The organism is Proteus penneri (assembly GCF_003144535.1).
In the GTDB taxonomy this organism is placed as follows: Bacteria; Pseudomonadota; Gammaproteobacteria; order Enterobacterales; family Enterobacteriaceae; genus Proteus; species Proteus penneri.
The window spans coordinates 121,853-142,602 of sequence record NZ_PHFJ01000009.1 but is presented as its reverse complement, the minus strand read 5'-3'; the positions used below and the strand labels follow the sequence as shown (position 1 = coordinate 142,602).

The 20,750-nt window shown below is 39.3% G+C and carries 16 protein-coding genes; 13 read left to right on the top strand and 3 right to left on the bottom strand.

Going from position 1 to position 20,750, the window contains the following annotated elements; genetic code table 11:
- Nucleotides 1-7 precede the first annotated feature (7 nt).
- From thiB to rluA, 6 genes are all read left to right on the top strand, one after another.
- Nucleotides 8-1,021 carry a thiamine ABC transporter substrate binding subunit gene (thiB, locus tag CUB63_RS11790; RefSeq protein ID WP_232240014.1) on the top strand — a complete coding sequence of 338 codons (1,014 nt, stop codon included), beginning with the start codon at nucleotides 8-10 and terminating at the stop codon, nucleotides 1,019-1,021.
- Entirely contained in the window at nucleotides 1,021-2,601 is a 1,581-nt protein-coding gene (thiP, locus tag CUB63_RS11785) for a thiamine/thiamine pyrophosphate ABC transporter permease ThiP (protein WP_415752982.1), read from the top strand. Before thiB ends, thiP begins: the two co-directional genes overlap by 1 nt.
- Nucleotides 2,594-3,295: a thiamine ABC transporter ATP-binding protein ThiQ gene (gene thiQ, locus CUB63_RS11780; RefSeq protein ID WP_006535962.1), complete on the top strand. Its 702-nt coding sequence runs from the start codon at nucleotides 2,594-2,596 to the stop codon at nucleotides 3,293-3,295. The genes thiP and thiQ overlap by 8 nt, the downstream gene beginning before the upstream one ends.
- Before the next feature lie 88 nt (nucleotides 3,296-3,383).
- Nucleotides 3,384-5,738 carry a DNA polymerase II gene (locus tag CUB63_RS11775; RefSeq protein WP_109848101.1) on the top strand — a complete coding sequence of 785 codons (2,355 nt, stop codon included), beginning with the start codon at nucleotides 3,384-3,386 and terminating at the stop codon, nucleotides 5,736-5,738.
- A 183-nt stretch (nucleotides 5,739-5,921) separates the two neighbouring features.
- Nucleotides 5,922-8,825, top strand: a complete 2,904-nt coding sequence (rapA, locus tag CUB63_RS11770) for an RNA polymerase-associated protein RapA (RefSeq protein WP_006535966.1) — start codon at nucleotides 5,922-5,924, stop codon at nucleotides 8,823-8,825.
- Between the two features lie 55 nt (nucleotides 8,826-8,880).
- Complete coding sequence (gene rluA, locus CUB63_RS11765) at nucleotides 8,881-9,534, top strand: bifunctional tRNA pseudouridine(32) synthase/23S rRNA pseudouridine(746) synthase RluA (protein ID WP_006535967.1); 654 nt, start codon at nucleotides 8,881-8,883, stop codon at nucleotides 9,532-9,534.
- A gap of 243 nt (nucleotides 9,535-9,777) precedes the next feature.
- On the opposite strand, the gene djlA is transcribed toward rluA, so the two are convergent.
- Nucleotides 9,778-10,578: a co-chaperone DjlA gene (gene djlA / locus CUB63_RS11760; protein ID WP_072064291.1), complete on the bottom strand. Its 801-nt coding sequence runs from the start codon at nucleotides 10,576-10,578 to the stop codon at nucleotides 9,778-9,780.
- A 430-nt stretch (nucleotides 10,579-11,008) separates the two neighbouring features.
- Here djlA and lptD point away from each other — a divergent pair, with 430 nt between their 5' ends.
- From lptD to apaH, 6 genes are read left to right on the top strand one after another with little or no spacing between them, the layout of a single operon-like run.
- Complete coding sequence (gene lptD / locus CUB63_RS11755; protein WP_109848100.1) at nucleotides 11,009-13,378, top strand: LPS assembly protein LptD; 2,370 nt, start codon at nucleotides 11,009-11,011, stop codon at nucleotides 13,376-13,378.
- Nucleotides 13,379-13,428: 50 nt separating this feature from the next.
- Nucleotides 13,429-14,766 carry a peptidylprolyl isomerase SurA gene (surA, locus tag CUB63_RS11750; RefSeq protein WP_072064292.1) on the top strand — a complete coding sequence of 446 codons (1,338 nt, stop codon included), beginning with the start codon at nucleotides 13,429-13,431 and terminating at the stop codon, nucleotides 14,764-14,766.
- Entirely contained in the window at nucleotides 14,756-15,754 is a 999-nt protein-coding gene (gene pdxA, locus CUB63_RS11745) for a 4-hydroxythreonine-4-phosphate dehydrogenase PdxA (RefSeq protein ID WP_006535976.1), read from the top strand. Before surA ends, pdxA begins: the two co-directional genes overlap by 11 nt.
- Nucleotides 15,747-16,565: a 16S rRNA (adenine(1518)-N(6)/adenine(1519)-N(6))-dimethyltransferase RsmA gene (gene rsmA, locus CUB63_RS11740; protein WP_109848099.1), complete on the top strand. Its 819-nt coding sequence runs from the start codon at nucleotides 15,747-15,749 to the stop codon at nucleotides 16,563-16,565. The genes pdxA and rsmA overlap by 8 nt, the downstream gene beginning before the upstream one ends.
- 25 nt (nucleotides 16,566-16,590) lie before the next feature.
- The gene (apaG, locus tag CUB63_RS11735; protein WP_006535978.1) at nucleotides 16,591-16,968 is read left to right on the top strand and encodes a Co2+/Mg2+ efflux protein ApaG; all 378 of its coding nucleotides are present in this window, start codon (nucleotides 16,591-16,593) and stop codon (nucleotides 16,966-16,968) included.
- Between the two features lie 2 nt (nucleotides 16,969-16,970).
- Entirely contained in the window at nucleotides 16,971-17,792 is an 822-nt protein-coding gene (gene apaH / locus CUB63_RS11730) for a bis(5'-nucleosyl)-tetraphosphatase (symmetrical) ApaH (protein ID WP_006535979.1), read from the top strand.
- Nucleotides 17,793-18,229: 437 nt separating this feature from the next.
- Here apaH and folA read toward each other — a convergent pair whose 3' ends face one another.
- Nucleotides 18,230-18,715: a type 3 dihydrofolate reductase gene (gene folA / locus CUB63_RS11725; protein ID WP_006535980.1), complete on the bottom strand. Its 486-nt coding sequence runs from the start codon at nucleotides 18,713-18,715 to the stop codon at nucleotides 18,230-18,232.
- A gap of 174 nt (nucleotides 18,716-18,889) precedes the next feature.
- Between folA and CUB63_RS11720 the strand changes: the two genes are divergently transcribed.
- Nucleotides 18,890-19,504, top strand: a complete 615-nt coding sequence (locus CUB63_RS11720; RefSeq protein WP_006535981.1) for a LysE family translocator — start codon at nucleotides 18,890-18,892, stop codon at nucleotides 19,502-19,504.
- Between the two features lie 44 nt (nucleotides 19,505-19,548).
- Here CUB63_RS11720 and CUB63_RS11715 read toward each other — a convergent pair whose 3' ends face one another.
- Nucleotides 19,549-20,691 carry a hypothetical protein gene (locus CUB63_RS11715; RefSeq protein WP_109848098.1) on the bottom strand — a complete coding sequence of 381 codons (1,143 nt, stop codon included), beginning with the start codon at nucleotides 20,689-20,691 and terminating at the stop codon, nucleotides 19,549-19,551.
- Nucleotides 20,692-20,750: the final 59 nt, after the last annotated feature.

Below are 20,750 nucleotides of genomic sequence, written 5' to 3'. Positions count from 1 at the left end.
ACTAAACGTGTTAAATAAATCACTTCGCTTTACTTTCCTTCTGGGCGCACTGGGCATTATGGGCACCTTTTCAACTCAAGCCTTAGCACAAAAGCCCACACTCACTGTTTACACTTACGATTCATTTACCGCAGATTGGGGCCCAGGGCCTGCAATAAAAAAAGCGTTTGAACAACAATGTGATTGTGAGCTAAAACTGGTTGCTCTGTCTGATGGTGTATCACTCCTTAATCGCTTACGCATGGAAGGTGATAAAAGCAAAGCTGATATTATTTTAGGGTTAGATAACAATCTGATCCATGCAGCAAAAGAAACTGGACTTTTCGCACCAAGCAATATCGATACATCCAAACTCGCCTTACCTGAAAAATGGACTGACGATACCTTTGTGCCTTATGACTACGGTTACTTTGCTTTTATTTATGATAAAAACCGCGTCCAGAATCCGCCCAAAAGCATGGCTGAACTGTTAAATAGCAAAGAAAAGTGGAAGATTTTATATCAAGATCCTCGCACCAGCACACCGGGTTTAGGTTTAATGCTATGGATGCAGTCACTTTATCCTGAAAACACGGCTACTGAATGGAAAAAATTGTCAGAGAAAACGCTGACAGTCACTAAAGGTTGGAGTGAGTCTTACGGCTTATTCTTAAAAGGTGAAGGTGATTTTGTGCTTAGCTACACATCATCCCCCGGTTATCATATTTTAGCGGATAAAAAAGATAACTATGCTGCTGCGATTTTTGATGAAGGGCATTACTTGCAAGTCGAAGTTGCTGCAAAACTCAAATCAAGTAAACAACCTGAATTAGCGCAGCAATTTATGCAATTTATGCTCACCCCGGCTTTCCAAGAAACGATACCTACAACCAATTGGATGTATCCTGTTATAGATATGCCATTACCGGATGTCTATTCCGTGATGCCTAAACCCGAAAAATCATTGCAATTCGATGCAGATATTGTCGCCAAAGAGCGCCAAACGTGGACGCGTAATTGGCAATCTGCGGTGAGTCGCTAATGGGAAGATGGCTTATCCCGGGGCTATGTGCCTCGGGTTTACTGCTTATTGTGGCATTATTGTCATTTGGTGCATTATGGATTAATGCGCCAAGTGGCGAATTATCCTCTATTTTTGCTGATGACTATTTATGGCATGTCGTGCGCTTTACTTTCTGGCAAGCCTTTTTATCTGCCTTATTTTCAATATTACCTGCCATTTGGCTCGCTAAAGCACTTTATCGACGCCAATTTAAAGGTAGAACACTTTTCTTACGTTTATGTGCCATGAGCCTTGTGTTACCCGTTTTAGTGGCACTTTTTGGTATTTTAACGGTTTATGGACGAGTCGGTTGGATTGCTCAAATCTGTGAATGGCTGGGGATTAATTACCAATTTACCCCTTATGGCTTACAAGGCATTTTATTAGCACACATTTTTTTCAATATGCCATTAGCAACCCGAATGCTGTTACAAGCTCTCGAAAGTATCTCGCCAGAACAACGCCAGTTAGCCTCACAATTAGGCATGAATGGTTGGCAGCGTTTTCGCTTTCTGGAATTTCCTTATTTATGGCGACAAATACTTCCCACAGCGTCACTGATTTTTATGCTCTGTTTTGCCAGCTTTGCTACTGTACTGGCGTTAGGTGGAGGCCCTGCGGCAACAACCGTTGAGCTAGCAATTTATCAAGCATTAAGTTATGACTACGATTTACATCGTGCTGCACTTTTAGCACTAATCCAGCTCTTTTGCTGTTTAGGCTTAGTACTTATCAGCCAAAAACTCAAAGGTACACTCTTTATCGGAGATAGCCAAAAACAGCATTGGCGTGATCCCGATGATCCTATCTTTAGTAAAATAGCAGATGGTCTCATTATCACACTTGCACTCCTCTTTTTAGTGCCCCCCATTTTGGCCGTACTCACTGATGGTCTTAATAGCCAATTTCTACGTGTCATACAACAACCTGTACTTTGGCAAGCTTTTACAACCTCACTGATTATTGCTGTTGGTGCGGGTATTGTTTGCGTTGTATTAACGATGATGTTGCTATGGAGTAGCCGAGAACTTCGCCTACGCCACTTTAAAAAAGCGGGACAGGCTATGGAAATGAGTGGTTTGATCATTCTAGCGATGCCGGGTATTGTGTTAGCGACAGGCTTTTTTTTGTTATTAAACAATACGATTGGATTACCTGAATCGCCTTATATTTTAGTGATTTTGACCAACGCTTTAATTGCCATTCCTTATGCTTTAAAAGTGCTCGAAAATCCAATGAATGATATTGCTTCACGTTATGGTCTTTTATGTCAATCGCTTAACATTCAGGGTATCAACCGACTTCGTTGGATCGAATTACGAGCATTAAGAAAACCGATTTCACAAGCACTTGCTTTTGCTTGTGTTATTTCTATTGGTGATTTTGGTATTGTTGCCCTATTTGGTAATGAAACATTTAGGACATTGCCTTTCTATCTTTATCAGCAAATTGGTGCTTATCACACACAAGATGGGGCTGTAACAGCCATGATTTTATTACTACTTTGCTTCTCTCTTTTTAGCCTAATAGAACGATTAGCTGGAAAATCTCATGATTAAATTAGAGCACCTAACTTATACTTATGAACACCAACACCTCTTATTTAATCTAACGGTTAATGCAGGAGAACGCATTGCTGTATTAGGGCCAAGTGGTGCAGGTAAAAGTACATTGCTCAGTTTAATCGCTGGTTTTTTACCATCAGAAAAGGGAAGCCTGTTTCTTAATGGCCAAGATCATACCAAAACAGTACCGGCCAAACGCCCTATTTCCATGTTATTTCAAGATAATAATCTATTCCCACATTTAACTGTAAGGCAAAATATTAGCTTGGGGTTAAATCCAAGTTTAAAACTGACTAGAGAGCAAAAAGCACTATTAGAGAGTCGAGCTGAACAAGTAGCGCTCAGTGAATATCTTGAACGTTTACCTTCCCAGTTATCAGGCGGTCAACGCCAACGTGTTGCCATTGCTCGTTGCCTTGTACGTGAACAGCCTATCTTATTGCTCGATGAGCCTTTTTCTGCACTCGACCCCGCTTTACGCATTGAGATGTTGGCACTACTTGAGCAACTTTGCCATGAAAAAGCGTTAACCTTATTGATGGTTTCTCATAGCTTAGAAGATGCAGCAAAAATTGCCTCAAGAGCGATTGTGATAGATAACGGTATAATTGTTTACGATGGAAATACACAATCACTAATAAATGGTGAAGTGGATCAATCACTTATTTTAGGTATTCCATTTAATTAATCTTAGCTTAAATTAACTGTATAAATAACCACTACATTAACTATAATAAACTCATCTTTAGTGAATAATTTGTGTTTATTAGGTGCTCATGATTGGTCATACGGAACAAGGCTTTATTCTTACCCGCCACTGGAGCGACACGCCAAAAGGTATTGTCGTCTCTTATTGGCTGGCGACAAATAACGGCCCACGTAAAGTTACAGTTCCTATGCAACGCGCTATCGGTTTTGTTGCCCGCCAACATGAAGCTGTTTTACGTTCACTCGTTAATAAAAACCCTGATATAGAAATTCGCCCTCTCGATTTAAAAGACTTTGAAAGGCAGCCTGTTTTTGGCGTCTACTGCAAACAATACCGCCAACTCGTTCAACTAGAACAGCAACTCAAAGAGCATCACATTCGTCTTTATGAAGCGGATATTCGCCCACACGAACGTTACATGATGGAGCGCTTTATTACCGCACCTGTCTGGTTTCGTTACCAACAAAATAATATTACGACATTAAAACCCGCACCTGATTATCGCCCTACACTGCGAACTGTTTCTTTAGATATTGAAACCAGTGAATTCGGTGAACTTTACTCTATTGGGCTTGCAGGTTGTGGCGATAATGTCGTGTTTATGCTTACTGATGCGTTACCCGTAGAGTGTGAAAGCGAGCAATTTCAAGGCTATCGCTTATGTTATGTCAGTAGCCGATTGCGTTTAATTGAAAAACTGAATGAGTGGATACAACATTACGATCCTGATGCGATTATCGGTTGGAATTTAATTCAATTCGATCTGCGTATTTTGTACACACATGCCCAACGGTATGGTGTCAGTTTATTATTAGGCCGCCAAAATAGCCCGTTAGAATGGCGAGAGCATGGATTTAAAAAAGGTCATTTTTTTGCTTCGGCTCAAGGTCGTTTAATTATCGATGGAATCGAGGCTTTGAAAATGGCGACATGGAACTTTCCCTCTTTTAGTCTTGAATCCGTTGCTCAAACACTGTTAGGCGAAGGTAAAGCCATCGATACCCCTTACGCCAGAATGGATGAAATTAATCGACGCTTTAAAGAAGATAAGCCCGCACTAGCTTATTATAATTGGCAAGATTGTGTCTTAGTAAACCGTATCTTTGATGCAACCTCTCTTATGGCATTCTTATTAGAGAGAGCTTGTGTTACAGGGCTTTCCGTTGATAGAAGCGGCGGATCTGTGGCTGCATTTACGCATCTCTATCTCCCTTCAATGCATCGCATTGGATATGTTGCGCCTAACCAAGGTGAAAAACCTGAAGAGCATAGTCCCGGTGGCTTTGTGATGGACTCTACTCCCGGTTTATATGATTCAGTCGTTGTGCTTGATTACAAAAGCCTTTATCCCTCTATTATTCGTACTTTTTTAATCGATCCTGTCGGAATGATTGAAGGAACACATCAACCCGATGAAAAACTGGCTATTCCAGGTTTTCGCCAAGCGTGGTTTTCGCGGGAAAAGCATTGTTTACCCACTATTGTGTCGCAAATTTGGCATGAAAGAGATAACGCAAAGTTACATAAAAATGCCCCGCTCTCTCAAGCTCTCAAAATTATTATGAACGCTTTTTATGGTGTTTTAGGCTCTGTGGGCTGTCGTTTTTTTGATCCTCGTTTAGCGTCATCTATTACACTACGAGGTCATGAAATTATGAAAAAAACGCGAGAATTAATAGAAGCTAAAGGTTATCAAGTTATTTATGGTGATACGGACTCTACTTTTGTTTGGCTTAAATCGCCACATACTGAGCAACAAGCCCAACAAATAGGGCATCAGTTAGTACAAGAGGTTAACCAATGGTGGAAGACACACCTTTTTGAAACCTATCAACTTGATTGCAAATTAGAGCTGGAGTATGAAACACACTATCGCCGTTTTTTAATGCCCACTATTCGAGGGATGGAAACAGGTAGTAAAAAGCGTTATGCGGGATTAAGCAATGATAAAATGGTATTTAAAGGATTAGAAACTGTCAGAACGGATTGGACTCCACTCGCTCAAAAATTTCAACAAGAGCTTTATACACGCATTTTTCATCAGCAACCTTATCAGCAGTTTATTCGTGATTATGTCGCGGATACGCTTGCGGGAAAATATGATGATAGATTAGTGTATCGTAAACGGTTACGTCGAAAATTATCAGAATATCAACATCACGTTCCCCCTCATGTCAAAGCGGCACGTAAAGCGGATGAATATAATTTATCCAAAAATAGACCTCAACAATATCAGCAAGGCGGTTGGATTAGTTATATAATTACCCCCTTGGGGCCAGAACCGTTAGAGCACATTACCACTGCACCAGATTATGAGCACTATATCAATAAGCAGTTAATGTCGATTGCAGATGCTATCCTGCCTTTTATACAAGATGATTTTTCAACCTTGTTAAATGGGCAAATGACACTCTCATTTTAAGTTGTGTCATTTTGCAGGTGACGGTTTGCTTTGCATCTATTAACATAACGCCCCTTTGGTGATAATTAGCTTTTCTTTGTTCTAGGAATGCACTTTTTATCCCGCAGATTTTAATGACAACACCGCAATACTGCATTCATTAATAATTCCTAAATTATATATTTGAGAGCTGAGTTTATATATATGCCTTTTACTCTTGGTCAACGTTGGATTAGCGATACTGAAAGCGAGCTTGGACTGGGTACTGTTGTGGCAGTTGATGCCCGCATGGTTACCTTACTTTTCCCCGCCTGTGGCGAAAACCGCCTTTACTCCCGTCATGATGCACCAATAACGCGGGTGATGTTCAATGCAGGGGATACCGTCACCAGTCACGAAGGCTGGAAACTCGCCATCGATAACGTTGTAGAAGATAATGGCCTTCTTATCTATCAAGGTGTACGTTTAGACACCGAAGAGCCCGCGCAATTACGTGAAGTGTTCTTAGATAACAAACTCACTTTTAATAAACCTCAAGATCGCCTTTTTGCAGGCCAAATCGACCGTATGGATCGCTTTGCCTTACGCTACCGCGCTCGTAAATTTATGAGCGAGCAGTTTAAGCAAGCTCAAAGTGGTTTACGTGGCATTCGTGCAAGCCTTATTCCTCATCAGCTTTATATCGCCAATGAAGTGGGTAAACGTCATAACCCTCGCGTATTATTAGCTGATGAAGTGGGTTTAGGTAAAACAATTGAAGCCGGTATGATTATCCACCAGCAATTAATGGATGGTCGTGCAGAGCGAGTGTTGATTATTGTGCCTGAAAGCTTACAACATCAGTGGTTAGTTGAAATGTTACGCCGTTTCAACCTACGTTTCTCTCTGTTTGATGATAGCCGTTATAGTGAATCTTTATTAGATAGCGATAACCCATTTGAAACAGAACAGATGATCATCTGCTCTTTAGATTTTGTGCGTAAAAATAAGCAACGTTTTGAACACTTGGTTGAAGCAACATGGGATATGCTGGTTGTCGATGAAGCCCATCACCTTGTTTGGAGTGAAGATGCACCAAGCCGTGAATATCAAGTAATTGAAGAGTTAGCTGAATCTATTCCTTCAGTGTTGCTATTAACCGCAACGCCTGAGCAGTTAGGCCAAGAAAGCCACTTCGCTCGTTTACGTCTGCTTGATCCAAACCGTTTCCATGACTACAACGAATTTATTAATGAGCAACAAAAATATCGCCCTGTTGCCGATGCTGTTACTATTTTGCTATCAGAAGATGATTTAAATACCGACCAACAAAATATCATCAGTGAAATGATCAGCGAGCAAGATGTTGAACCATTGCTGAAAGCGGCAAATACCCAAGGCGAAGAACGCACCAAGTCTCGCCAAGAACTTATCCATATGTTAATGGACAGACACGGAACGGGCCGTCTGTTATTCCGTAATACACGCTCTGGTGTGAAAGGTTTCCCAAATCGCGTACTTCACGCGATAAAAATGCCACTGCCAACACAATATCAAACAGCGATTAAAGTTGCTGAAATTATGGCAGCGAAAAAGAGCCTCGAAGTTCGTGCGAAAGAGATGCTCTATCCTGAACGTATTTACCAAGAATTCGAAGGTGAAAACGCAACATGGTGGAACTTTGACCCCCGTGTTGAATGGCTACTGGGTTTCTTAACGGCAAATCGCAATGAAAAAGTTCTAGTTATTTGTGCGCAAGCAGCAACTGCATTGCAGTTAGAGCAAGTTTTACGCGAGCGTGAAGGTATTCGTGCTGCCGTCTTCCATGAAGGTATGTCTTTACTTGAACGCGATCGCGCTGCAGCCTATTTCGCGTCCGAAGAAGAAGGTGCTCAAGTTCTGCTATGTTCAGAAATCGGCTCTGAAGGACGTAACTTCCAGTTTGCTAATCAACTGGTTATGTTTGATCTGCCGTTTAACCCTGATTTATTAGAACAACGTATTGGTCGTCTTGATCGTATTGGCCAAAATCGAGACATTGATATCAGCATTCCTTATCTGGAAGGTACGGCTCAATCTGTATTGTTGCGTTGGTATCACGAAGGCTTAGATGCCTTTGAACATACTTGCCCAACTGGTCGTACTATTTACGACAGTAAATATGATGCTCTCATCTCTTATCTTGCACAACCTAATGAATTAGCTGATTTTGATGAGTTTATTGCTGCTTGTCGTAAACAACATGATGAAATGAAGCTCAAACTTGAACAAGGTCGCGACCGCCTATTAGAGATGCATTCTAACGGTGGTGAAGTGGGTGTTGAATTAGCCGGTGAAATAGCAGCTCAAGATAACGATCCTGAGTTAGTGAACTTTGCACTGAATTTGTTTGATATCGTCGGTATTAATCAAGAAGATCGCAGTGATAGCTTAATTATTTTAACACCATCCGATCATATGTTAGTACCTGATTTCCCTGGCTTACCACAAGATGGTTGCACTATCACATTTGATAGAGAGCAAGCGCTATCTCGTGAAGATACCCAATTTATCAGTTGGGAACACCCCATTATCCGTAATGGCTTAGATTTAATTTTATCTGGTGATACAGGAAGTTGTGCCGTTTCTTTATTAAAAAATAAAGCCTTACCAGTGGGAACGCTGTTAGTTGAACTGATCTATGTCGTAGAAGCACAAGCACCTAAACATCTGCACTTAAGTCGTTTCTTACCGGCAACACCCGTTCGCTTATTACTTGATCTAAAAGGTAATAACCTAGCCTCTCAAGTTGAGTTTGAAAGTTTTAACCGCCAATTAAATGCGGTTAATCGTCATACTTCTAGCAAACTGGTCAATGCGGTACAGAGCGAAGTACACCATGTACTCAAAGCTTCTGAACCGTTAATGGAAATCGAAGCGAAAGGACTGATTCAAAAAGCGAAAGAAGAAGCTGATCGCGTACTAACTCATGAATTATCGCGCTTAGAAGCTTTACGTGCGGTAAACCCAAATATTCGTGATGATGAAGTCGAAGCCATTGAAAATGAACGAGCTCATATTCTTAACCATTTAGATGAAGCAACGTGGCGTTTAGATTCAATTCGCCTCATTGTTGTTACCCACCAATAATCACCGTTAAAGCGGGGAGTATTCTACTCCCCGTTGTTTTGATGAGATATCCACCATGATGGAAGTGTATAACCCGCCGACAGATCCTTGGTTACATGTTTTATATCAAGATGAGCATATTATTGCCGTCAATAAACCCAGCGGATTACTGTCAGTGCCGGGCAAAGCGCCCGAGCATAACGACAGTATTATGTCGCGCATTAAAGCTGAGTTTCCTAATGCTGAATGTGTACATCGCCTTGATATGGCAACCAGTGGCGTTATCGTTGTGGCACTAAATAAAGAAGCAGAGCGTGAGCTAAAGCGTCAGTTTCGTGAACGTGAACCCAAAAAAACCTATATTGCACGCGTTTGGGGACATGTCGAAAAAGAAGAAGGATTGGTTGATTTACCTTTGATTTGCGATTGGCCTAATCGACCAAAACAAAAAGTCTGTCATGAAACAGGAAAAGCGGCGCAAACTTTTTATGAAGTGCTGGAATATGAAGAGAATGCAACAAGAGTGAAACTCTCACCAATTACGGGGCGTTCACATCAATTGCGGGTACATATGTTAGCGTTGGGGCATCCTATTTTAGGGGATCGCTTTTATGCACATCCGCAGGCAAGAGCGATGGCACCTCGCCTGCAATTACATGCTCAGGAATTATTTATTACGCATCCTGCTTTTCGATCCCCGATACATTTTGAATGCCTTGCCGATTTTTAATGTCTTATGACACTAAAACAGTCACTGAACTCAATGAAGCAAGGAGCAAGCAAAGCGCTAATCCCATAACCCCAACAAGAACACGGACGTTTGACATGGATATAGTTCCTTTTTTAAGAGAAGAGAGAATGAAATAATTAAATTTCACTTATATTTTACCGTGATAAATAATAAACTCAACTCAGTCTAAGTTATCTCTATCACGAAATAATTCTCTCTTTTCTCATCTTCTTTTACAAGATGTTAACGAAATCCTTTTTCTTTTTTTATCAAATCGTAAGCAACTTGTATAGACTGTGCTTTTTGTTTTGCTATTTCCATCATTTCTGGTGGCAAACCTTTCGCTACAAGTTTATCTGGATGATGTTCTCCCATTAATTTTCTATAAGCTCTCTTTATAGTTTTAACATCATCATTTTCATCGACGCCGAGTACCTTACATGCATCCGAGAGCGTAGGGCCTTGAGGGTGAGGCTGATAGCCCTGTCCATTTTGATAATGAAAATTCTGACCAGCCTGCATCATTGCTAATATATGCTCAAAATGCGCACGAGAAAAACCAAGCTCATCAATGATGATAAACAGCATTTTTCTTTCATTTGGATGCAGTTGGCCATCCGCAAAAGCAGCTTGTAATTGGATTTCCAGAAACATCTGAAGTAAGTCACGGCGCCCAACACAAATTTGTCTAACACGTTGCAATGTGGCTCTTAATGGAAAATCAGGTGATTTACCTTCTCTAAAAGCTTGTTGTGCAGCTTGGCGACCGACACCATGCAGATTCATGCGATCCATCAATTCACTGGCAAGTGAGATATCAGTTTGAGTCACTCGCCCTTTTGATTTTGTTAAATGCCCTAAAACTTGGAAGGTTGCAGCAAAGAAAAAAGCTTGTCTATCACGCGTATAGCGACCACCACTTCCTAATTTACTTCGTTGCATGTCATAGAGATGCCCAAGAAAAACACCAATAACAATGCCCCAAAAGCCTATTCCAGCAAAACTACCGATGGTAAGGCCTAATAATTTTCCCCAATAGCGCATAGACTCCTCAAATCTTCGATGCTCTGCCTGCAATTTTGCATTATCATACTATTCATTTGCTTGCACACCTAACACCAAGCAACCTCTAAATAAACTTTTTCTTAAAATAAAGAGATTTGCTGTGTCTCTTTGGACAGAGGTAATGCTGTTTTCGTTTAAATTGTGTTAAAGTAAAATGAGTGACCAAACAAATAATTTTAGCGTTGTTATACAGCACGAAATACCGCATCAGCGCGGTGTTTTTTTGTTTCTAATAAGGCTATAACACTATTTCAACACAGAAACATCGAAAAAATGGGAATTAGACCTATTTTTCGGTTACCGTTAGAACAATGTTCAGAACGTTGGGCTGGTGTCGCATAACTCCCTGCGTTAGTTTCTAGCTGTTTATCAGCACGAAGCCACTGATGACGGAAGCACATAAATACTTATGAAAAAAAGTTATCCCACACTGCTGGCCACCCTAGTTTGGGCCACAATATATGGTCAGCCTGCTTATGCTGATCTTGCCTCCCAATGTTTACTGGGAGTTCCTGTTTATAATAAACCGTTAGTACAAGGCGATCCCAACAGCTTGCCAGTCACTATCACTGCAAATGATATGCAAGGTGAATATCCTCGCATGATCAAATATAAAGGTGATGTTGATATTAAACAGGGCAACCAAACCTTAAGTGCAGACAGTGTTGAACTAACACAAACTGAGGGAGAAACACCATTAAGAATGGTCACAGCAACGGGAAATGTCTCTTATGATGATCCTCAAATCATCTTAAAAGGGCCTCGCGCTTGGTCTAATCTTAATAATAAAGATACGGATATCGAACAAGGTAATTACCAAATGGTTGGCCGCCAAGGCCGTGGTTACGCAAATAAAATGCAAATGCGTGGCGAAAATCGCTATACCATTATGGATAAAGGTATGTTCACTTCTTGTTTACCGGGAGATGATAGCTGGAGCGTTGTCGGCTCAGAGGTTATTTTAGACCGTGAAGAGCAAGTTGCTGAAATCTGGAATGCACGATTTCGCGTCGCTAATGTGCCTATCTTTTATAGTCCTTACCTTCAATTACCGATTGGCGACAAACGTCGCTCTGGCTTCTTAATTCCTAACGGAAGCTATTCTCGTAGCTCAGGCTTTGATTTCCAATTACCTTATTATTGGAATATTGCCCCTAATTATGATGCCACCATTACAACCAACTATATCAGTCGTCGTGGTTTAAAATTAGATAACGAATTCCGTTATTTAACAACCCCAGGACGCGGTACCATCGCGGTAGATTGGATCAATCACGATAGCCAATACAATAAAGACAAAGAAGAAAATAAAGCAGGCTATCTTCCTCGTGACACCGCTACACGTTGGTTATTCTACTGGGGCCACAGTGGTGTTATGAACAATGTGTGGCGATTTAATATCGATTATACAAAAGTAAGTGATAATAAATACTTCACTGATTTCACCTCTCAATACGGTAATACGACTGATGGTTATGCGACTCAGAAATTTAGTACGGGTTATGCACAACAGAACTGGAATGCCACATTAACCACTAAACAGTTCCAAATTTTCTCTGATAATAAAGATGCAAAAGCTTATCGTGCCGAACCCCAGCTTGATCTGAATTATTATAAGAATGATATCGGGCCATTTGATTTCCGAACTTATGCTCAATTTGCGCGTTTCACCAGCGTGGGTGATAACACGCCTGAAGCAAATCGTTTCCATATTGAGCCAACAATATCCTTACCTTTATCAACTGGTTGGGCTAGCTTTAATAATGAATTAAAAGTAATGGCAACTCATTACGATCAAGATATTCCTGATGCGTATAAGCAAAAGAACCCTAATCAATTAGACGATAATGTAAACCGTGTACTACCACAGTTTAAATCTGATATGAAAGTGGTTTTCGAACGCCAATATCAAACCAATAATATTACACAGACCCTCGAACCTCGCGTGCAATATCTTTATGTCCCTTATAAAGACCAATCTAACATCAACAACTTTGACTCTGCATTATTACAGTCAAACTATGGCGGATTATTCCGCGACAGAATGTACGGTGGTCTAGACCGTGTTGCCTCTGCAAACCAATTCACCACAGGGGTAACTTCGCGTTTTTATGATAGCGAATTAGTTGAACGTTTTAACGTTTCTATAGGTCAAATCTACTTCTTTGAACGTCCAAGAACCGGTCCATCATCTATTGGTGAAATAATTAACAGTAAAGATGAAAGTGGCTCTATGGTCTGGGCGGGTGATGCTTATTGGCGTATCACTGATACCGTAGGTATGCGCGGAGGTTTACAGTATGACCGTCGTTTAGGTAGCGTCTCAATGGGTGATGCTATAATGGAATATCGTGCCGATAGTGATCATCTTTTACAGTTGAGCTATCGCTATGTGGATCGCGATTATATTCAAGCAACACGTGTTCGCCCTTATGATGGAAAAATGCAACCACTACCTGAATACCAAAAAGGTATTTCTCAAGTCGGCGTGGTCGGTAGTTGGCCATTAGCCGAACGTTGGGGCCTTGTGGGATCATATTACTTTGATACCAAAGAATCAGAGCCTGTTAGCCAAATGGTTGGTCTACAATACAACACGTGTTGCTGGGCTGTGAATGTGGGTTATGAACGAAAAATTGTTGGTTGGAAAGTTGACCACAGCGATATTGATAATAAATGGTCTGTCAATGTGGAACTCAGAGGCCTAAGTAACAATCATAGTTTGGGTAGCCAGAAAATGCTTGAACGCGGTATCTTACCTTATCAAAGAGCATTCTGATTTAATCAGACTACGGAATTGGCTGAATAAATATGTCATCCCGCAACAAGATGCGGAAAACACATAATGGGAAACTTATGAAAAATTGGAAAACGCTGTTTATCGGCTTAATGATCACGGTCGGTGCAGCTACCAGCTCAACAACATTTGCTGCACAAGAATTAAACCGTGTATCGGCTATCGTCAATAACGGTGTCGTTCTAGAAAGTGACGTTAATAGAATGCTACAGACTGTCAAAATGAACGCAAAAAATGCGGGTCAAGAAATGCCAGATGAGCAAGTTCTTCGCCAACAAATTCTAGAGCGTTTGGTGATGGATAACATCATTTTGCAAATGGCACAACAAATGCAAATTGATATTCCTGATGCCGCAGTAGAATCGACAATTCAGGGTATTGCTGCTGAAAATAAACTTTCACTAGATCAATTGAAAAAACGTCTCGCAGCGGATGGTATTTCTTACAACGATTATCGCCAAGATATTCGTAAAGAGATGATGCTAGCCGAAGTTCGTAACAATGAAGTGCGTCGCCGTATTACTATTTTACCTCAAGAAGTTGATTCTCTTGCTAAACAAATTGAAGGCCAAGCAAGCCAACGTGTTGATCTCAACCTAAGCCACATCTTAATTCCATTATCAGAAAATCCTGCACCAGCTGAAATAGAAAAAGCCCAGCAAGTCATTACTCGCATTATGAATCAGCTAAAAAATGGTACAGATTTTGGTAAATTAGCTGCAACTTATTCTGCTGATCCACAAGCTTTAAATGGCGGTAATATGGGCTGGGCATCTATTGATGAATTACCAACGCTATTTGCGAAAGAGTTGACAAATGCGCAAAAAGGCCAAATCGTAGGACCTATTCACTCTGGTGTTGGCTTACACATTATCAAAGTAAACGATATTCGTGGTGGCTCTAATACCCTCTCTGTTACGGAAGTTAAAAGCCGTCATATTCTGCTAAAAAGCTCACCAATCATGAGTGATGAGCAAGCCTATGCCAAGTTACAGCAAATCTCTGCCGATATTCGCAGTGGTAAAATAACTTTTGCTGATGCTGCAAGAGAGTACTCTGAAGATCCAGGTTCAGCATTGCGTGGCGGTGAGTTAGGATGGTCAATGCCTGATGTTTACGATCCTGCATTCCGTGATGCGTTAATGCGCTTAAATAAAAACGAATTAAGCCAACCTGTTCGCTCAAATTTTGGCTGGCATTTAATTGAATTAGAAGACACTCGTAGTGTTGATAAAACAGATGCCGCTAATAAAGAACAAGCATACCGTTTACTCTTCAACCGTAAATTTAATGAAGAAGTACAAAACTGGATGCAAGAGCTACGAGTAGGGGCTTATGTGAAAATAATGAACGAGAATAATGCAAACTAAGCAAATAAAACCACTTGTTATCACCCCCGGCGAACCAGCTGGGGTTGGTCCTGACCTAATTATCTCATTAGCACAAATGAGTTGGGATTTACCTTGGGTTGTTTGTGCTGATCCTCAGTTACTTAAGACAAGAGCAGAATTGTTAAACCTGCCTCTTTCATTAGTTGAATACGATCCTGCCACACCACCTCAAACACACACACCAAGCCAAATTTGTGTACTCCCAATCACACTTCACACCAATGTCATTCCAAGTACATTAGATGCGCGCAATGGATTATACGTTGTAGAAACATTAGCTCGTGCTTGTGATGGTTGCCTAAACGGTGAATTTGCAGCACTCGTGACGGGGCCGGTTCATAAAGGCATAATCAATGATGCAGGTGTGCATTTTACTGGACACACCGAGTTTTTTGCTGATCGTAGCCACTGTGAACGTGTTGTCATGATGCTAGCAACAGATACATTAAGAGTTGCATTAGCAACCACACATTTGCCTCTGCGGGATGTCGCTGATGCAATTACAGGCGAGCTTCTGCATGAAATTATCACTATTTTAAACCACGATTTAAAAACCAAATTTGGCATAGCAGAACCTCAAATTTACGTTTGTGGCCTTAATCCTCATGCGGGAGAAAGCGGTCATATGGGACGTGAAGAAATTGATATTATTGAGCCTGCATTAGCACAATTACGTCAGCAAGGCGTTCATCTTCATGGACCTTATCCTGCTGATACTTTATTTCAACCAAAATATTTAACACATGCTGATGCGGTACTTGCGATGTATCACGATCAGGGATTACCTGTGCTAAAATATGAAGGTTTCGGTCGTGCCGTGAATATCACTCTCGGTCTTCCTTTTATCCGTACTTCTGTTGATCATGGCACCGCCCTTGAGCTTGCAGGTACGAAAAGCGCAGATGCTGGCAGTTTTTGCACCGCATTAAATTTAGCCATTAATATGATACAAAATTGTAATGAATAATAGAGTCCATCAGGGGCACTTTGCCCGCAAACGCTTCGGGCAGAACTTTTTAACAGACAGCTATATTATTGAAAGTATTGTTGAATCCATTTACCCTCAACCTGGTCAAGCTATTGTTGAAATTGGCCCTGGTTTAGGAGCAATTACAGAACCAGTAGGCGCAAGAATGGATAAAATGACGGTTGTAGAAATTGACCGTGATTTAGCCGCTCGTTTAGAAGTTCATCCTACATTAAAAGACAAGCTGACCATTATTCAGCAAGATGCAATGACGATCGATTTTGCACAATTAGCAAAAGAGCGTCAGCAGCCTCTGCGTGTTTTTGGTAACTTGCCTTATAACATTTCTACACCACTCATGTTCCACTTATTCAGTTTTGCCGACGCAATTTCTGATATGACATTTATGTTGCAAAAAGAGGTGGTTAATCGCCTTGTTGCGGGTCACGGTAGCAAAACTTATGGTCGCTTAAGTGTGATGGCGCAATATTATTGCCAAATCATCCCTGTACTTGAAGTTCCACCAACTTCATTTAAACCTGCACCTAAAGTTGATTCAGCGGTTGTTCGTTTGATCCCTTATAAAGAAAAGCCATACCCAGTAACGGATATTGCAATGCTTAGCCGTATTACCGCTCAAGCATTCAATCAACGCCGTAAAGCACTACGCAATAGCTTAGGTGGATTACTCACAGCAGAAGATATGATAGCACTTGATATCGATCCAACAGCAAGAGCTGAAAATATCTCTGTTGAGCAATATTGCAAAGTGGCAAACTGGTTATCGCAAAAGCAAGACTCACAAGCATAAGATAAAGCCAGAGACAGGAGGCACTATGTTCACCTCATCAAAAGTGGCGATACAGGTACAAAGCGTTTACATTGAAAGCCAATCATCTCCTGAAGATGAACGATATGTTTTTGCTTATACCATATCAATTCATAATTTGAATAAATGTGCAATTCGCCTCCTGCGCCGCTATTGGTTAATCACCAATGCACAAGGTAATACCACTGAAGTTCGAGGTGAAGGTGTTGTCGGCGAACAGCCCCTTATCGAGCCAGGCACACAATACCGCTATACCAGTGGAGCCGTTCTTGAAACACCAATGGGAACAATGGAAGGTCATTATGAAATGATTGACACTGATGGTCGATTATTTCAAATCGAGATCCCTGTTTTCCGCCTTGCACTCCCAACATTGATAAACTAACTATGGCAACTTATTTAATTGGTGACATTCATGGTTGTTACCGTGAATTGCGCCACCTTCTTGATAAAGTCAGTTTCGAGCCAGCACAAGATACATTATGGTTAACGGGAGATCTTGTTGCACGAGGCCCTGACTCACTTGAAGTACTGCGCTTTGTAAAAAGTTTAGGCAATTCACTAAAGCTCGTCTTGGGCAATCATGACCTTCATCTTTTAGGTGTATTTGCAAAAATTAGTCGCAATAAACCAAGAGATAAGCTGAATGACTTACTTAATGCACCTGATGCAGATGAATTAATTAATTGGTTAAGACGTCAACCTGTATTGCAAATTGATGAAGACAAGAAAATCATCATGGCTCATGCTGGGATCACGCCACAATGGGATTTAGAAACAGCCAAAATGTGTGCGCGTGAAGTTGAAGCTATTTTAAGTAGTGATAGCTACCCTTTATTTATTAACTCAATGTATGGCGATTTACCAAACAATTGGTCACCAGAACTTTCGGGACTAGCACGATTACGCTTCAGTACTAATGCACTCACTCGTATGCGTTACTGCTTTCCCAATGGTCAGCTCGATATGATTTGTAAAGATAAACCACAAGACGCACCAGCACCATTAAAGCCTTGGTTCGATTTACCAAGCCAGTTACCTGAAGGTTATAGTATTGTATTTGGGCATTGGGCCTCTCTTGAAGGAAAAGGCACTCCTGATAATGTTTATGCATTAGATACGGGATGTTGCTGGGGTGGTAATCTCACTTGTTTACGTTGGGAAGACAAACAATATTTCACTCAATCTAGCCTATCAGCCCCCAAATAACGCACTTATTATCCCTTTACTTCTTCTTGCGCAAAATGGCGACATTGCCTTTTGCGCTATGTCGATTTTATCCTCACATATGACTTAATGACTCTTTTTTTTATTCTAAAGAGAACGTTTTATACACAAAAACGAACACCTTAAAATACCCATAAATTTAATCATTAATAATCAATGAGTTATTTTTTTTCATAGTAAAATAAGTATCAAAAAATACGATATTGGGAATAAAAAACCTCTATATTGATTAATATCTCATATATTATTCTTATAAAATGAATTTATTAAAATATAAATAATGATTAGCTTAAAATAAATCTCTGTTTATAAAAAACATTTAAGTAGAATAATAAATCTTGCTTCTTATTATTTTTATATGAATAAAATAGGAATAATAAAAAGGGAGATATTTAATCTCCCTTTTTATTTAATTCTTGTTATTTTCTTCTTTTTAATATTTCGAAGCAGTAGTTATGAGAGTTATTTTCATCTGCTTCATGATATTCCATAAAAGTAGAATCCCACTCATCAGGCTCATAATCTGGGAATGTTGTATCACCGATGACTTCAGCATCGATGTGAGTTAGATAAAGTGTATTTGCCATAGGCAGAAATTGCTCATACACTTTACCGCCTCCTATAACCATGATTTCATCATGATTTTCAGCAGCTTGCAAAGCTTCTTCTACAGACTTCACCCAAACAACTTCACTATCTGTTCCTGGTTGGCTACTTAACACAATATTGAGACGATTCGGTAAAGGACGACCAATAGATTCATAAGTCACCCGGCCCATAATAACGGGTTTATTTAGCGTATTCTTTTTAAACCACGCGAGGTCACCCGGTAATGTCCAAGGCATTGCCTTTTCCATACCAATAATGCGATCCATCGCTAATGCTGCGATTAAACTAATATTCATTTACACACCTACGGGTAAAGATGGGAAAAAACTGCTCACACTATACGTAAAGCTAAAACCTGAGTCGATACAAATTATGCTTCCTTGATAATAAATAATTGCTTTATACTCGAAGTGTTAACTTAATCATATAAGATTCAATCATTATAATATTGTTATATACAAGGCGCTATTATGCTTGAAACTTCTTTAGTTGTTTTTACAATTGCTTTACTCGGTATGATCTCACCAGGTCCTGACTTTTTTCTCGTTGTAAAAAATGCGGCGCGTTATCAACGATCTGCAGCAATGATGACTGCAATGGGGATTGTGGCAGCATTACTTGTGCATATGTCATATTGTGTTGCCGGTATTGCTGTACTTATCACCACAACACCTTGGCTCTTTTCCATTTTAAAATATGCCGGAGCCGCGTATTTATTCTGGATTGGTTTTCATAGCTTACTCTCAAAATCTAATCATTCGATTGATGATAAAGCAACACAACATTCACAAATCAGCTTTAAGAAAGCTTTTATGCAAGGTTTTTTCTGTAATTTACTCAACCCAAAAGCCACTTTGTTCTTTCTTGCCGTTTTCACTCAGGTATTAAGTATCGATTCAAGCATCGGTGAAAAATTATGGTATGCCTTTATTATTTGGGGATTAGCTGTCGTTTATTGGCCCTTGCTCGTCTTATTAATTCAAAGTGCACCAGTAAGAAAAGTACTCAATAAAATCCAAAAAAGTATTGATAAAGTGCTAGGTGTGGTACTGATTGGATTAGGCATTAAAGTGGCACTAAGTTAAATAAAAACCTCTTTAATAAGATTTATTAAAGAGGAATAACTCATTTATAATAAATTTAAACTCCAATCATTATCACTCTTTAAACAATCAATAATATCTAGTAAAACCCTTTCGTTCTCAAGATAATTAGAGTTATTTTTCATTTTAATTAAAATAAAGTCATAGTTATCCCTAATAACACTCGCTATATTGTTTTTCATTTCATCACTGCTTATATTTTTACTAAAAAAATTCTTTATTTTTCGATTATAATCAGATATAAAGCATTCATCCCCTGCTGTTTTTTCTTTTTCTTTAATAATGTCCTCGTATTCTAACACGCCAGACCCAAGCATATTGTCCACAAATTCCTTGACACCTTCATTATTTTTTAATTTATTTATTAAGAGATTTATTATCAACTTTCTAAAACTATCATTATTATAATTTCCAACATTATATTTCACTACTTTATCCATAAAACATTTAGCAATATTTATAATGAAATTTTTCTCCATTTCTATCGAGTAAATATCATGCATTGTATTAACTAAATACATTATTGAATTACCTAATTTATTAGATCCTTTTCCATCAATCTCTTTACAAGCATAATTCAATGCCATATCAATACGTTGTATATAGTTAAAATTAATATAATCTAGCATACTAGTGTATTCTAAATTATGTTTATTAAATGGCTCAAATTTTTCTTTTTGATAATTATTAATCACATCTAGAGAGATCCTCATTATAGTAATAAAGTCGCCTTTTGTTTTAGATTTTTCATAAAGGTAATTTTGTATTATCTTTTTTGCACTATCATTATAGCCATTTTCTATTGCAATATTTAAACTTAAAAAAAACGAATCCAAATATTTATTATTAATGCTAACGAAGTCTGAATTTATTAAATTATTATTTTTGAATTCTATTTTTTCACACCCCACCAAAAGAGTAGATAAATTATTTAATCTATCATGTTGATCTAAATTTAATAAATAAGTCAAACTAGTCTTAATATTAAATATTTTCTTTATAAAAAAAGATATTTTAGATGAAAAACTTTTATTCTCCTCCCTTACATAAAAGCTGCTGAAACTATTTGAAATACTATTAATTGCATTTTTTATTTTCTTTTTTTCTTTTCTATCTATATTGAAATCTGTTATTGCTGTAGCTTGAGTACAATAATTCATTATCTTCATAATAACTCCTTATTTCATAGTAGAATAATCCTCTTTTTATCTATATATTCATACCGAAA